Raw genomic sequence first — 14951 nt, forward strand, 5'->3', positions numbered from 1 at the left:
CCGATGCGCTGGTCGCTTCCGATCCGTGCCTACTCCGTCTCGATCTCGGGAAAGGGCGAGTAGACGCGCTTTGCGTCGCAGCTGAGCATCGCGATCTCGCGCCGGCCTTTCAGACCTGCGTGATTCAGGCGCTTGTTGGTGAAGGAAATCGATTCGACCACCGTCCGCGGGCTGAGCTCCTGTCCAAAAGCACGCGGCCTGGTCATGTAGCGCACGCAGATGCCGACCACGGTTCCACCATTGAGGATGTCACCGAACTCCTTGGCGGGGTTCGATATCTGGGCCTTGGTGATGGGCATGCCAGCGTAGTCCGGCCAAGTCTTGAAATCGTTGGCGAGGATCTGACGATAGTCGGCCGTCAGATGCGTCGCCATCGCGGCGGCTTCCGCAGCCTTGTCATTTTCCGCGCTCTGCGTGACGCAGCCGGTCAGCAACGGAGGGATGAGAGATACGAGAGGCCAGCGACGCATGAGTCCTTCCATTCGTTTTCAGCACACGTCCTTCCATAGGGCGCGGCGGGGCGAAGTTCCATGCGGAAGTTGCGAGGCACGTGACGTCCAGGACGATCCTTGCCCCTCGCCGCCTCACACCGGCGTCATGCCGTGCTGGCGCTTGGTTTCGGCGGTCTCGTCGGAGACAAGATATTCGATGAACGCGCGTGCGGCGTCGGTGTGTGCGCCGGCCTTGCACAACGCGGCGGCGAACACGGTGCCCGGCTGCAGCGCGTCCGGCAGCAGACCGACGATGTCGATGCCAGGTGCGCCGAGCATCTCGCTGAGCTGCTGGAAGCCGACATCGACCTCGCCATCGGCGAGCAGCTTGGCCACGGGAATGCCGGGCTTGGCCTGGACCAGGCGCGAGGCGCCATCGCCCTCCAGGCCCCAGTCGCGGACGAGCTTCTGCACATATGTGCCGCTCGGGCCGGTGGAGATGCCGATCGCCTTGGCGTTCTCCATCGCCTTGCGCACGGCGGCTTCGTCGAGCGGATCGGGCTTGGCGCTGCCGGCGCGCACCGCCATCGCCATCGGCGATTCCGCGATCTCGATGATGCTGCCGGGCACGAGGTGGCCGTCGGCCTCGAGCTTCTGCAACGCGTCGGAAGCCAGCACCGCGAAATCGAACGCTTCGCCGGCGCGGATGCGTTTGGCGGCATCGACGCCGCCGACGGATTCGATCGTGATCACCTCGCCGGTCGCCTCCTCATAGGCGGCCGCGAGCTCGGCGAGGATCTGCCTCGTCGCCATCGAGGAAATGCCGGCGGCGGTCACGCTCATGGGGGGCTCCGTTTGAAGAGGCAATTGCAGCGCCGCAAACTACGCTGCGACGCTTCTTCGGATATGGCAAGCGGGGCAGCGGAGCAAGACGGTGGGAGGCAACAGCGGTTACGGCGAGCGCCGCTGCGCTCCCTCTCCCCGTTCTTACGGGGAGAGGGAGCGCACCGCCCGTGATGCAAAACGGTGCGCCATCAACATGCCACGAGAACTGCGTCCCTCACTTCGGCACGCTCTCCAGGTCCTCCAGCCACGCCGTCGCATTGCCGTCCGACGGCGCGCGCCAGTCGCCGCGGGGCGATAATGCGCCGCCGGCCACCACCTTCGGGCCGTTGGGCATCGCCGAGCGCTTGAACTGGCTGAAGGCGAAGAAGCGCTTGAGGAACACTTCGAGCCACTTCCTGATGTCGCCGAGCGCATAGGCGTTGCGCTTGTCGGGCGGAAAGTGCGGCGGCCAGGCGCCCTCGCCCGCATCCTTCCAGGCGTGATGCGCCATGAAGGCGATCTTCGACGGGCGCATACCGTAGCGCAGCGTATAGAACAGGTTGAAGTCCTGCAGCTCATACGGGCCGATCGTGGCCTGCGTGCTCTGCGGCGTCTCGCCCTCCTTCACCGGCACCAGCTCCGGCGAGATCTCGGCCGACAGCACCGCCTCCAGGGTGCGGTCGACATCGGCCGAGAACTGATGCGAGGCGATAACCCAGCGGATGAGATGCTGGATCAGGGTCTTCGGCACGCCGGCATTGACGTTGTAGTGCGCCATCTGATCGCCGACGCCATAGGTGCACCAGCCGAGCGCGAGCTCGGAGAGATCGCCGGTGCCGAGCACGAGGCCGCCGCGGTCGTTGGCGAGGCGGAACAGATAGTCGGTGCGCAGGCCGGCCTGCACGTTCTCGAAGGTGACGTCGTAGACCTCTTCGCCGCGGCCGAACGGATGGCCGATGTCCTTCAGCATCTGCGTGGCGGCGGGGCGGATGTCGAGCTCGGCGGCACTGACTTGAAGCGAAGACATCAGCGCATGCGCGTAGGACTTGCTCTGCGCGCCCGTGGCAAAGCCCGGCATCGTGTAGGCCAGGATGTTGGTGCGGGGTAGGCCGAGCAGATCCATCGCCTTCGCCGCGACGATCAGCGCATGCGTGGAATCGAGCCCGCCGGAGACGCCGATCACGATGCGCTTGGTGCCGGTGGCGCGCAGCCGCTGCGTCAGGCCGGCGACCTGGATGTTGTAGGCCTCGTAGCAGTCCTGATCGAGCCGCGCGGCATCGCTCGGCACGAACGGAAAGCGCTCGATGCTGCGCCTGAAGCCGATGTCGCCCTCGGCCGGCTGCAGCTCGAAGCCGATGCGGCGCCAGTGCACGCCGGCGCCTTGCGCGCGCGCATTGTCGTCGAACGTGCCCATCAGCGCGCGCTCCTGGCGCAGCAAATCGAGATCGACGTCGGCGACGATGGTCTGGCCGGTCTGGCGGAAGCGCCCGCTCTCGGCGAGCAGCACGCCGTTCTCGAAGATCGAGGTCTGGCCGTCCCAGGCGAGGTCCGTGGTGGATTCGCCGGCGCCGGCCGCCGCGTAGACATAGGCGGCGAGGCAGCGCGCCGAGGTCGAGCGGCACAAGAGTGAGCGAGACTCGGCGCGGCCGACCGTGATCGGGCTGCCGGAGAGATTGGCGAGCACGGTGGCGCCGGCAAGCGCAAGTTCGGACGCCGGCGTGACAGGGATCCACATGTCCTCGCAGATCTCGACGCCGATCACGAGCCCGGCGACATCGGCGGCGGCGAACAGCAGGTCGGTGCCGAACGGCGCCATGGTCTCGGCGACCTCGATCATCTCGCCGCGGATGCCGGCACCGGAGGCGAAGTGGCGGCCTTCGTAGAACTCGCGATAGGTCGGCAGGTAGCTCTTGGGGATGACGCCGAGCACCTCGCCGCGATGGATCACGACGGCGCAATTGTAGACCCGGTGGGCGAAGCGCAGCGGCGCGCCGACGATCAGCACCGGCATCAGGTCGTGCGAGGCTTCGACGAGGGTGAGCAGCCCGCGCTGCACGGCATCGAGCAGCGGGTCCTGCTTGACCAGGTCCTCGATCGCGTAGCCGGACAGACAGAGCTCCGGAAACACCGCGACCGCCGCGCCCTGATCATGGCAGGCGCGCGCCGCCGCCAGGATCGCCGCCGCGTTGGCGCTGGGGTTGGCGACGCTGGAGGCCGTGACGCAGGCGGCGACGCGGGCAAAGCCATGGCGGTAGATCGAATGGAAATTCATCGTGGCAGTCCATCTCCTGTCGCCGGAGCATACGACATGGACCATGACGGGAGCCATAACAAGCGCGGCAGGTCAGCACCGCCCCGTCCGCAGGCTGACTCCGCACGCGTCATTTGAATTGCGCGGGGCACCCGGTGCCGGGTAACTCGGAGGCTCATCTATTCGCGCAGTCCAGGTGAACGGCCTCCATGAACCTCTTCGTCATCGGCTTCGGCTACACCGCCCAGCGCTTCGTCGAGCTGCACCGTGGCGCGTTCGCCCGCATCGGCGGCACGGTGCGCAGCGCCGCCAAGCGCGCGGAGCTGGCGCCTGATGACATCGACCTCTTCGACAGCACGGCGCCCGCCGCCGCGACGCTGGTGAAGGCGGCGGATGCCGACGTCGTACTGATCTCGGTGCCCCCCGGAGCGGGCGACGACCCGGTGCTGGCCGCCTTCGGCGACGCGATCACGGCGGGGCGCGCGCGGCGCGTGGTCTATCTCTCGACCGTCGGCGTGTACGGCGACCACCAGGGCGGCTGGATCGACGAGGACACGCCGCTGGCACCCGAGCACGACCGGGTGCAGGCCCGTGTCCGCGTCGAGGCGGAATGGCGCGCTGTCATCGGCGACCGGCTCGCGGTGCTCCGGCTCGGCGGCATCTACGGGCCCGGCCGCAACGCGCTGGTCGAGCTGCAGGCCGGGCGGGCGCGCCGCATCGTCAAGCCGGGCCAGGTGTTCAACCGCATCCATGTCGATGATGCCGCCAGCGCGATCATGGGTGCGATCCGGCACGGACAAGGCGGCGCCTGGAACATCGTGGACGACGAGCCGGCGCCGCCGCAGGACGTCATCGCCTATGCCGCCAGCCTGATGGGCATCGCGCCGCCGCCCGAGCTGCCGTTCGACAGCGCCGAGCTGTCGCCGATGGCGCGCAGCTTCTATGCCAGCAACCGGCGCATCCGGAATATTCGCGCTAGGCAGGAGCTCGGCGTCGGCTTCGCCTACCCGACCTATCGCGCCGGGCTCGACGCGCTGTGGGCCGCCGGCGACGGGCGCTGACTCGAGATTTTCGCCGCCGGGCGGGAAACCTTTCATGCCACCGGCGATTGCAACGAACAGAGATTGTCATGCGGGTTTGACGCGACTGCACGTCGCGCAGCCCTCACGGATCAAAGGATGTTCGAGATGCAAGGCGATCAACCCATCAGCTGGCTGATGTTCTTCACGCTCGCGGCCGCGATCATCATCGCGGCCGGCGCGTTCCTGGCCTTCCTGCGCTCGCGGCACAACCGGGAGATCGCGGCGGTGGCGCTCGAGGGCGACGGCCGGAGCCGCGGCGTCGCCCCATCTGGCGCGCTGCCCGAGCTCGGCGGCCTGTTCGTGCTCGGGCTCGTGGTCGCCGGCCTGCTGGTCGCCGGCTATCAGAGCGGCGGCGCGACGCGCTTTGCCGGCGGCGACAAGCCGACGCCGGTGCCGTCGGCGCCGAGCAACACCGATCGCGGCACCACGGTCGGCGCCGGCGCCGCGATCACCCCGCCGGAAGCTCCGACCATGACCCAGCCGGCGCGGCCGGCCCCGGACCTGCGCACCGCGCCCGCGTCGTCGCCGACCGGAGCCGGTCCCGAGAGCGGCGGGCATCCAGAGGCCAATCCGCCGGCGCGGTAAAAGACCCCCTCGAACAGCGAAGGCCGCGCAATGCGCGGCCTTTTGACGTGTTCACGGCAGGGATCGCCCGGATCAGATCGCAGCTGCGACCTTGTCGAGGCCGATCGTGCGCGCAAGCCGCCGCACTTCGTCCTTCTGGTCCTCGCGCAACTGCCAGAGCAGCGGCATCGCGGCCGACTTCAGCTGTTGCACCTCATCCGAATCCGGATCGAGCGCCACCGCGCCCGGCTTCGCCGCACCCTGCCGTCCGGCGTGGATCTTACGGGCGACGGCGCGCAGCGCGGTCTCGACCGCCGGCCAATAATATTCCTGGCTCGACGAGAGCCGCAGCCGCTCCTTGATGCCGGCGATCTGGCCGTCCGACAGCAGCGAATAGGCCTTCTGCACCTCGGGCTTCAGCGGCGCTGGCGTCGGCTCGCTCCGGGCGAGAATCTTGGACTTCGGCACCACCGGCTCGGCAGCAACGACCGCAGCGGCCGACGCCTTGGCCATTTCGGCCTCGGACGGCGCATAGGCATAGGCCTGGCGGAGAGTCGTCTTCGGGGCGGCACTCGGCTGCTGCACCTCGGGGGCCGCAAGTGTGACCATCGCCAGGCGGTCGCCCTTGGCTTCACGGTTGGAGAGCGGGCTCTTCGCCACCACGGGCGGCATCATCGCACCGGCCGAAGGCACGCTGTCCTGCATCAGGACGCTCGTCACGGCCGCGCCTGCGATCAGCACGCCCAGCAAAGCGACAAAAGCGATCGACTTCGTCACGCAATTCTCCGTATCCCGGCGGAAAGCCGCACTTTGCCGAAAAGTGGGAGTTAATTAAGGCTTTACGATGCCACAGAAACACGCCGGCCACCATTCCGCCCTGTGAACATGACGGATATTTTTTTCACGCCGCCGAAGACAGCTCGGCCGGGATCAGCAGATCGTACGCGGCCTGGATGTCGGCAACGATGTCGGAGGCCTCCCAAAGCGCCGCCGGTTCCACCGAATGCAGGCTGATGGTCCAGTTCCCGCCGCGGGCGTTGCGGGGAACGCTCATGATGTCGAACTGGACGTTGCGGCACAGCGGATGCCGCTGCAGGGCATGCCCGACACGGATCCGGATCTCCTCAAGCGTCGCCCGCTCTTTGTCCTGCCGTAGCCCGATGCCCATCGCACGATTCCGCCAAGTTCAAGCTCCGCGGATTGTGGGACCCGATGGTTAATGGTGCCTTAAGGACACACATCACGTTTTCTCACGAGCGTGGCCACCGGCGCCCATGTACTCATCGGCCGTGCGCGCGACCAGTTCGGCAACGGACGGAATGTCGGTGACCCCAGAGGTCGCGTGCCCCGCACTCCAGATGTCGCGCCAGCGTTTCGGCCGCGCCTCGCGCGCAGCAATGTCGATGTCGCTGCCGATCTCGATCGCGCCGCGCGCCGGCAAGGCTTCGGGGTCGAGCCCGGCGGCGACGATCGACGGCCGCAGCATGCTGGTCGGCAGGCCGGTGAAGGCGGACGTCAGCAGCACGTCGTCGGCCGAGCTCGCGACCAGCATCGCCTTGTAGCGATCATCGGCCAGGCTTTCGCGTGTGGCGATGAACTTCGTGCCCATATAGGCGAGGTCGCAGCCGAGCACCTCCGCCGCGCGTAGCGCGACGCCGTCGCTGATGCCGCCGGCAAGCACGATGGGACCATCGAAGAACGCCCTGACCGCGCGCACGAAGGCGAATGGATTGAGCCAGCCGGTCTGGCCGCCGGCCCCGGCCGTGAGCAGCACCAGGCCATCGGCGCCGGCCTCGACCGCGCGCTCGGCATGACGGATCGAGGCAACGTCAGCGAACACCAGCGCGCCCGCATCATGCAGGGGCGCAACGACCTTCGCCGGCGAGCCGACCGAGGTGATCACGATCTCCGGACGGTGCCGCAACAGCACCGCGAGATCGTCCTGCAGCCGCGCGTTGGAATGGTGCACGATCAGGTTCGGGCAGACCGGCGCAGCCGCCCGCCCACCGGCATCGCTGCGGCGCGCGAGCCGATCGGCGATCTCGCGCAGCCAGGCATCGAGCTCATCGGGAGTACGACAATTGACGGTCGGGAACGCGCCGATCACGCCGTTCCCGCAGGCCGCGCTCACCAGCTCGATCCCCGACACCAGAAACATCGGCGCTGCGATCAGCGGCAATCGCAGCCGCGTCCGCAGCCCTCCCCATCGCGTGTCCTGCACTTCAGGTCCCTCCCTGATCCTTCGTTGGGCTCAGGGATAGCGACGCGACCGCGTGCGATCAATCGTCGCCGAAGAAGCTGAAGCGCGGTCCATCCATGCCGACCGGCTGCGCCGCATAGGCGCGCGGCGTCGTGTCATCGCGCACCGCCTGCTCGACGGCGCGCATATCCTGCTCGCGGCGCTGCCGCCGGCGCTCGACATATTGCCGGTGCCGCTCGGCGCGGCGCTGCTCCGCGGCGCGCTTGCGCTCGGCCCCGCGCGCCTTGAGATCCGCGTCCTCGGGCTTCACTGCGGCCGTGTCCTGCTTCTCTTGGACGTCCTCGACGGAGCCGACCTGGGTGCTGGCCTGCGCCGAAGCCGCAGTGGGCATCGTCGTCGCGTCCGGAGCGGCAGCTTGCGGCGGGGGCGAGTGATTGGTCGAGACCGGCGTCGCCGGCCCCGTCTCCGTTGCAGCAGGCGCCACCTTGACCGGCGTGATCGCAGCCGCCTGCGTTGCCGCAAGATACGAGGTGACCGTCGGACTTGGCGACGGCGCCTCCGGCACGGAACGCTCGAGCTTGGCCTGCTCGAGCGCCGGCGATCTCGGATGCATGCCTTCCGCGATCATGAGCCCGCCGCCGAGACCGGCCGCAACGGCAATGGCAACCGTTCCGGCTCCCGCAAAAAAAGCTGTCGAGGTGCGCATGGCCTTGCTCCGTTGTTGTTCGGCCGGGCAACGCGGCGCGCGCAGCGATGTTCCGAGGATGACAAGCGCACCTTGAGCGCAATCGGCTTTCTGATAGCGTCGGCGACAAGCCACGCGACGCAACAACGATCGCGGCATCTCGGGAGGATCGTCCATGAGCCCACAGCTTCATTCGTTTCCGGTCGTCTGCGAGCAGACCCTGCTCACGCTGTCGCGTCATCCGTCGCGCACCGCCTTCAGCTGGCCGGACGGATCGCTGACCTATCAGGGCGCGATCGACCTGATCGGCCGCATGCAGAGCGTGTTCATGCGACTCGGCCTGCCGCCGGGAACACGCGTCGCGTTCCTCAGCGCGAACCGCGCCGATGCCTGGTGCGCCGGCACGGCGGCGCAGCTGTCGCGGCTCGCCATCACCTGGCTGCATCCGCTGGGCTCGCTTGACGACCAGCTGTTCCAGCTTGCCGATTCCGAATCGCAGGCGCTGGTGATCGATGCCGCCGCGTTCCACGACCGCGGCGGCGAGCTGGCCGCGCGCTCGGGCGGCCTGCGCCACGTGTTCACGCTGGGCGCAGCCGGCTACGGCGTCGACCTCCTCGCCGCGATCGAGCAGTCCGGCCACGCCAGCGCGCGCAACTTCGCCACGCCGGAGGACATCGCGACCTTGAACTACACCGGTGGCACCACCGGGAAGTCGAAGGGCGCGCTGCGCCATCACCGGGAATATGGCGGCTTCGCCACCGCGATCCTCGCCGATTTCGAGATTCCGGACCGCGCACGCTACCTGACGGTCGCCCCGATCAGCCATGTCGCCGGCACCAAGGTGCTGCCGACCCTGATGCGCGGCGGCACCGTGCACATGCTGAAGGGATTCGATCCCGAGGCGGTGCTGGCGACCATCGCGCGCGAGCGCATCAACTTCACGCTGTTCGTGCCGACGATGATCTACGTGCTGCTCGACCATCCCGCGCTGGCCAGGACCGATCTCTCCTCGCTCGAGCTGGTGCTGTACGGCGCCTCGGCGATGTCGCCGACGCGGCTCGTCGAGGGCATCGAGCGCATCGGCCCGGTGTTCTCGCAGCTCTACGGCCAGACCGAATGTTATCCGGTGTCGGTGCTGCGCAAGGCCGACCACGATCCGAAGCAGCCAGAGCTGTTCCTGTCCTGCGGCTTTCCGATCGCGGCCTGCGAGGTCAAGATCCTCGATGACAATGATCAGGAGGTTGCGCAGGGCGAGGCCGGCGAGATCTGCGTGCGCGCGCCGCATGTGATGAGTGAATATTGGAAGCGGCCGGACACCACCGCCGAGACCCTGAAGAACGGCTGGCTGCACACCGGCGACATCGCCCGCCGCGACGAGCGCGGCTACATGTACATCCTCGACCGCAAGAAGGACATGATCGTCTCCGGCGGCTTCAACATCTTCCCACGCGAGATCGAGGATGTGCTGACGCAGCACGCCGATGTGGCGATGTGCGCCGTGGTGGGCGTGCCCGACGACAAATGGGGCGAAGCCGTCACCGCCATCGTGGTGCCGCGCGCGGGCGCGCAGATCGACGCCAGCGAGCTGATCGAGCTGGTCAAGGCGCGCAAGGGCTCCGCGCACGCGCCGAAGCGCGTCGAGTTCGTGCAGGAGCTGCCGGTCACCGGCGTCGGCAAGATCGACAAGAAGGTGTTGCGCGCGCGGTACTGGGAGGGACGCGGGCGGATGGTGGGGTAGCGGCACGGCAGCGCGGCTTCGGTGGTCGTCGTCATTGCGAGCGAAGCGAAGCAATCCCGGGTCATCGCGGGACTCTGGATTGCTTCGTCGCTGCGCTCCTCGCAATGACGGCGAACCATTCATTGATCGAGACCAGACGAAACGACGGCGCGAATGTCTGGTTAGCCCTGCTCGCAGCCGCCGCACTCCGCTGTCGTCCCGGGCAAGCGAAGCGCGACCCGGGATCCATAACCACAGGAGGGCGTGGTGAGCGCGGATGTCGCGGCAGGCGAGCCTCATACAACGTCCTGTGGTTATGGGTCCCCGCGTTCGCGGGGACGACACTATTTGCGTGGCCCGAGGCGCCGGAATCCAATAGGTCACCCTCGACCGATATGCGCCGCTCAAATCGACCTGAACGTCTGTTGCACGATCTGCAAACATGACATCGCCATCTCGCGACGCATCGGCGTCCGAGTCTTGCTGACGTTCTCCCCTCCATCAGACGGAGGGTGCAGGGAAGGCCAGGCCTCGACCGAGGCCTGCGGTCCGCGTGCAGCAAAAAAGCACGCGGCAGAACCACAGGTTCGGCCGGACGACCCGGCCCTCCCTGCGCGATGGCTTTACGATTTATACGCAGTCTCCCCGGCGACCGGGCTTGTTTGCCACCGTCGTCCCGCAAGCTGCCGTTAGGCTGCCTCACGAAACTTGACCTCAGCGTCGGGAGGCCAGGACCCTGCGACTTCACCGTCCGCGACGAGACGTACGTCGGCATGCTCCGAGCACGCTGCGCCTCATCGCGGCCACCGCCTCCCACCCCAACGCGTCGTGACGTTCGCGAAGCGCCCCTCGTAGATGAGGCGGGATGGAGACGAGGAAAGCAGATATTTCTGATAATGCAAAGTCGAATATTTTTCGTCGAGGATCTGGACAGACCAAATCGGCTTGAAGGCGTTGCCGAATTTCACATTTCGGCGCACGCGGTTTCCGCTGCGCGGGGCGGCCCTCGAACCACGGTGAATGTGAGAGAGGCCGCTCGTCGGGCAAATCACCTCCGTCGGTTAATGGCCCCGCTCTGCGCGATTGCCAGGATACTGCTCGAGTCGTTCGTCGGGTCCAGCGCGGCCGCGCCGACGCGCGGCTTCATCACAGCGCACCGAACGCGTCGCGCGAAGGCGCGAGCGGCAGCCAGCCGGGAATCCGGCGTTTGGCAAGCCAATAGGGCCGCCACAGCGCGCGCCAAGTGACGAGGTCGAGCGGCGCCTGGCCCCACTTCATCCTGGCCGGCTCGATCTGTGAGAGATCGTGCAGGTGCAGCCAGCGTCGCGCGATCCACCACAGGTCGTGCGACACGGCCGCGTTTCCGGCCCCCTTGAGCTGGACGATGTTCAGCAAAGGATCGCGCCAGTGGCGGCCGACCTCCAGCGGCGCGACGCGTTCACCCCGGTGACGGACGCTCCACAGCCGCGAGCGGTTGTGGACGATGTCAGCGCCGTAGGTGCGGACACAATTGCGCATGGCGGCCGCTTCGTCGACCAGGTCCGGAATCTTGTCGAGCGGCCTGAACTCATGGTCCCCGATCCGGCCGGGATCGAGCCACATGTCGCTGATCGGCAATTGACCGAGATTGAGATGCAGCGAGATCCGACCGCGCCAGTTGGATGCGGCCGTGGTTGCGGCATCGAGCCTCATGTCCGGCGTCCACGGCCGTTCGATGAGATCGTGGGCGAGACGGCCGGGCTGGCCAGAGAACCAGGTCCACAGGGCGAGCAGATGCACGCGGTCGCGGTTCACGATCTTCGGCGCACGGACGTACTCCCGCGCGATCCAGACGGCGGCGGCCTCATCGGCGATGGTCGCCATCTCCGAGACGAGTTGCAGCCATATCGGCATCAGCTTCGGCGAGCGCGGCAAGTGATTGCCGATCTGCCTGCGGAACAGATCGCCATCCGGCAGCCGCGGGATCGGACACACGAACGCCTCCGGCGGCAGCTTGCGCAGCCACATTGGCAAGCCCGCCGCGGCGGCCGCCTCGGCAAGCGAACGTCCCGCGATCACGCGAGCAATCGCCGGCTCCGGGTCAACCTGTTTGCACGGCACCGCCAGCGCGAACAACAGCGCCGGAAAGCTCAGCGCGAGGTCGGCGAGATGCGGATGGCGCTGCGCCAGCGCAGTGACGCGGGACTGGAAACGAGACGCATAGCGCCGCAGCCGACGTTCACACAACGACGAACGCACCGGCTCCCGGCGGGGAGTCAGCAGAGGATGAGATGTCATGACACAAGTGTTCAAGCGCAGGCCAAGAGGGCCGCGGGCTTTTCGATGAGTTGTGAAAGAGTCAGATCATATCCGGGACAATCATCCCGGTGGCCGCGTCAATGATCGCGCAGCGAGCCCGGGAAGCGTGCGAGTCTGGACATCGTCGCCTCCTGCGTTGAAGTTGGGGTGGCGCTGAATAGCCGGTTTCGCTGCGCGGCGCAACTCCAGCGAGTTCGTCAGGTGCTCGACCGTTTCCTGCAACGGGAGTGCTTCGCTAAGCCTGTCATCGCGCCGCGCATGCGCAGCGGCCCGTTGGCTCGCGAGCCCGGGCGGGCAGCGACGCGTGAGGATTGCCGTCCGCTGCTGCGCCGACCTCGCTTACGCTTTCCGACCGCTCCGCTTCGTCCCATTCAGCGCCACCGCGGCGCGGATCAGCGCCATGAACGCCGCCTCGTCGATCACGTCGCCTTCGTGAAGGTCGATGGCGCGGCGGGTGTTGCCGTCGAGGCTGGCGTTGAAGAGGCCGGAAGGGTCAGGCACCGAGGCTCCCTTGAGGAAGGTGAGCTTCACGGCCGCCTTGTAGGTTTCGCCGGTGCAGACGATGCCGTCATGCGACCACACGGGAACGCCGCGCCACTTCCATTCTTCGACGATATCGGGATCGGCCTGTCTGATGAGATCACGCACATGGCCGAGCGTGATGCCGCGCCAGTCACCGAGTTCCTTGATCCGGACGTCGATCAGTTCCGACGGAGACTGGTTCCCCTCGCCGGCACCTTCAGCCTTCGTTGATTTCGCCATGACGCTTGTTCCGATCACCTGCGCGTAGTTCCATCTGCGTGTAGTTCGCAGCGCGCCGTATTTATACGGCTATCCTGGTCCGCTCAAGTTTAGAGCAATCTTTATAACTCCCCGGCCAAATCGGGCGCACACGCGGACCACGACGCCTCACCGACGAGCGCTCGTCGCGCCGATCTGCAGCCACGCGCTCTCTTCGAGCCGGCTGCACCCAATCCCTGGACCTATCGAAGCCGGAGTCGCAGATGCCGTCGTTTTCCAACCTGTCCATTCGCAACAAGGTCCTGCTGGCGTTCGGCATCGTGCTGGTCACGGCGATGGGGCTCGGCGGCTTCTCGATCGATCGTCTCGGTATCGTCAACGGCTCGGCTGCCGAAGTGCGCGACAACTGGCTGCCGGCGACCGGATGGCTCGGAACCATCTCCAAATCGATCGAGCAATATCGCGCCCGGCAGGGTCAGTTCCTGCTGGCGACCACGGCCGACGAAAAGGCAATCCAGGAACGGCAGATCGCCGAAAGCCGCGAGCTGTTCGACAAGACCTGGCGCCTCTACGAGCCGACGGTGACGACGTCGGAGGAGAAGGCGCTGGTGGCTGCGTTCAAGACGCCGTGGACCACCTATCTCGACGACAGCAAGCAGTTGCTCGAACTGTCGCGCAAGAACCAGGTCGAGGCCGCCACCGCGCTGTTCATGGGCAAGCTGCGCGACGACTTCGTCCTGGCCCGCAAGGCGCTGGAGCAGGACCTTGCCTGGAACGTCGAGCAGGGCAAGACGGAAGCCGACAAGGGCGCCGCGGTCTATCTGTCCTCGCGCGCCTGGATTATGGGCGTGATCGCACTGGCGGCGCTGCTGTGCATCGCAATGGGCTACCTGATTGTGGCCGGCGTGTCGCGCCCGATCACGGCGATGACGGAGGCGATGCGCCGGCTCGCCGGCGGCGACATGGCGGCGCCGATTCCCGGCACAGACCGCAAGGACGAGATCGGCAACATGGCGGGCGCCGTGCTGGTGTTCAAGAACAACGCCATCGAGACCGAGAAGCTGCGCGCCGAGCAGGCGGAGGCCGAGAAGCTCGCCGTCGAGCGGCGCAAGCGCGACATGCATGACCTGGCCAACAGCTTCGAGAGCGCGGTCGGCGAGATCATCAACACGGTCTCCTCGGCCTCGACCGAGCTCGAAGCGTCGGCCACGACGCTGACCTCGACCGCCGAGCGCACACAGCAGCGCACCACCACCGTCGCGGCCGCATCCGAGCAGGCGACCGCCAACGTGCAGTCGGTCGCATCCGCCACGGAGGAGCTGAGCTCGTCGGTCACCGAGATCAGCCGGCAGGTGCAGGAATCCGCGCGGATGGCCAACGAGGCCGTCGACCAGGCGCGCAAGACCAACGACCGCGTCGGCGAGTTGTCCAAGGCCGCAGCGCGCATCGGCGACGTCGTCGAGCTGATCAACACCATTGCCGGGCAGACCAACCTGCTCGCGCTCAATGCCACCATCGAGGCGGCGCGCGCGGGCGAAGCCGGCCGCGGCTTCGCCGTGGTCGCCTCCGAGGTCAAGGCGCTGGCCGAGCAGACCGCCAAGGCGACCGGCGAGATCGGCCAGCAGATCTCCGGCATCCAGGCGGCGACCCAGGAGTCGGTCGGCGCGATCAGGGAGATCAGCGGCACCATCGAACGGCTGTCCGAGATTTCCTCGACCATCGCCGCGGCGGTGGAGGAACAGGGCGCCGCGACGCAGGAGATCTCGCGCAACATCCAGCAGGCGGCGCAGGGCACCCACGAGGTGTCGTCCAACATCACCGAGGTGCAGCATGGCGCCAGCGAAACCGGCTCGGCCTCGTCCCAGGTGCTTTCGGCGGCGCAGTCGCTGTCGCAGGACAGCAACCGGCTGAAGCTGGAGGTCGGACGCTTCCTCGGCACGGTGCGGGCGGCGTGAGAGCGAGATCATTCGTCGTCGAACTCGTTCACCCGCGACAACGGCAGTGCATTCCCTCTCCCGCTTGCGGGGGAGGGCTAGGGAGGGGGCCGCTCCAGCGGCGGCGTGCGTGGCGCCCCCTCTCCAACTCTCCCCCGCGAGCGGGGGAGAGGGCGCAGCGGAGCTTGGCGCAGGGTTGATTGGTTCACCCGTAACGAAGCAA

13 protein-coding genes are annotated in these 14951 nt (G+C 67.4%); 4 read left to right on the top strand and 9 right to left on the bottom strand.

Features of this window, described 5'->3' with window-relative positions; genetic code table 11:
• Positions 1-29: 29 nt before the first annotated feature.
• The 3 genes from ACQR1F_RS21710 to ACQR1F_RS21720 all read right to left on the bottom strand — a co-directional run bounded on the left by ACQR1F_RS21710 (position 30) and on the right by ACQR1F_RS21720 (position 3528).
• Entirely contained in the window at positions 30-470 is a 441-nt protein-coding gene (locus ACQR1F_RS21710) for a hypothetical protein (protein WP_434838034.1), read from the bottom strand.
• Between the two features lie 114 nt (positions 471-584).
• Positions 585-1274 (bottom strand): substrate-binding domain-containing protein, encoded by a 690-nt coding sequence (locus tag ACQR1F_RS21715; protein WP_434838035.1) that lies wholly within the window; start codon positions 1272-1274, stop codon positions 585-587.
• A gap of 217 nt (positions 1275-1491) precedes the next feature.
• A complete protein-coding gene (locus tag ACQR1F_RS21720) occupies positions 1492-3528 on the bottom strand; it encodes an NAD(+) synthase (RefSeq protein WP_434838036.1) in 2037 nt (678 codons plus the stop codon).
• A gap of 188 nt (positions 3529-3716) precedes the next feature.
• On the opposite strand from ACQR1F_RS21720, the gene ACQR1F_RS21725 reads away from it, so the two are divergent.
• Positions 3717-4568 carry an SDR family oxidoreductase gene (locus ACQR1F_RS21725; RefSeq protein WP_434838037.1) on the top strand — a complete coding sequence of 284 codons (852 nt, stop codon included), beginning with the start codon at positions 3717-3719 and terminating at the stop codon, positions 4566-4568.
• A gap of 126 nt (positions 4569-4694) precedes the next feature.
• Entirely contained in the window at positions 4695-5174 is a 480-nt protein-coding gene (locus ACQR1F_RS21730) for a hypothetical protein (protein WP_316181130.1), read from the top strand.
• Positions 5175-5246: 72 nt separating this feature from the next.
• Here ACQR1F_RS21730 and ACQR1F_RS21735 read toward each other — a convergent pair whose 3' ends face one another.
• The 4 genes from ACQR1F_RS21735 to ACQR1F_RS21750 form a co-directional block, all read right to left on the bottom strand.
• The gene (locus tag ACQR1F_RS21735) at positions 5247-5873 is read right to left on the bottom strand and encodes a hypothetical protein (RefSeq protein ID WP_315804683.1); all 627 of its coding nucleotides are present in this window, start codon (positions 5871-5873) and stop codon (positions 5247-5249) included.
• Between the two features lie 181 nt (positions 5874-6054).
• The gene (locus ACQR1F_RS21740) at positions 6055-6321 is read right to left on the bottom strand and encodes a hypothetical protein (RefSeq protein ID WP_434838038.1); all 267 of its coding nucleotides are present in this window, start codon (positions 6319-6321) and stop codon (positions 6055-6057) included.
• A gap of 72 nt (positions 6322-6393) precedes the next feature.
• Positions 6394-7374 carry an NAD(P)H-dependent flavin oxidoreductase gene (locus ACQR1F_RS21745; protein WP_434838039.1) on the bottom strand — a complete coding sequence of 327 codons (981 nt, stop codon included), beginning with the start codon at positions 7372-7374 and terminating at the stop codon, positions 6394-6396.
• A 58-nt stretch (positions 7375-7432) separates the two neighbouring features.
• Positions 7433-8059, bottom strand: coding sequence for a hypothetical protein (locus ACQR1F_RS21750; protein WP_434913834.1), 627 nt, complete (start codon positions 8057-8059; stop codon positions 7433-7435).
• A gap of 154 nt (positions 8060-8213) precedes the next feature.
• Here ACQR1F_RS21750 and ACQR1F_RS21755 point away from each other — a divergent pair, with 154 nt between their 5' ends.
• Positions 8214-9776, top strand: a complete 1563-nt coding sequence (locus ACQR1F_RS21755; RefSeq protein ID WP_434913835.1) for an AMP-binding protein — start codon at positions 8214-8216, stop codon at positions 9774-9776.
• Between the two features lie 1125 nt (positions 9777-10901).
• Here the strand turns inward: ACQR1F_RS21755 and ACQR1F_RS21760 are convergent.
• Both ACQR1F_RS21760 and ACQR1F_RS21765 read right to left on the bottom strand, forming a co-directional pair.
• Positions 10902-11981, bottom strand: coding sequence for a hypothetical protein (locus ACQR1F_RS21760; RefSeq protein ID WP_434913836.1), 1080 nt, complete (start codon positions 11979-11981; stop codon positions 10902-10904).
• 411 nt (positions 11982-12392) lie between these two features.
• On the bottom strand, positions 12393-12815 hold the full coding sequence (locus ACQR1F_RS21765) for a DUF1801 domain-containing protein (RefSeq protein ID WP_434913837.1): 423 nt from the start codon (positions 12813-12815) through the stop codon (positions 12393-12395).
• A gap of 242 nt (positions 12816-13057) precedes the next feature.
• On the opposite strand from ACQR1F_RS21765, the gene ACQR1F_RS21770 reads away from it, so the two are divergent.
• Positions 13058-14749: a methyl-accepting chemotaxis protein gene (locus ACQR1F_RS21770; RefSeq protein WP_434913838.1), complete on the top strand. Its 1692-nt coding sequence runs from the start codon at positions 13058-13060 to the stop codon at positions 14747-14749.
• Positions 14750-14951: the final 202 nt, after the last annotated feature.

The organism is Bradyrhizobium sp. HKCCYLS3013 (assembly GCF_051167615.1).
Classification (GTDB): domain Bacteria; phylum Pseudomonadota; class Alphaproteobacteria; order Rhizobiales; family Xanthobacteraceae; genus Bradyrhizobium.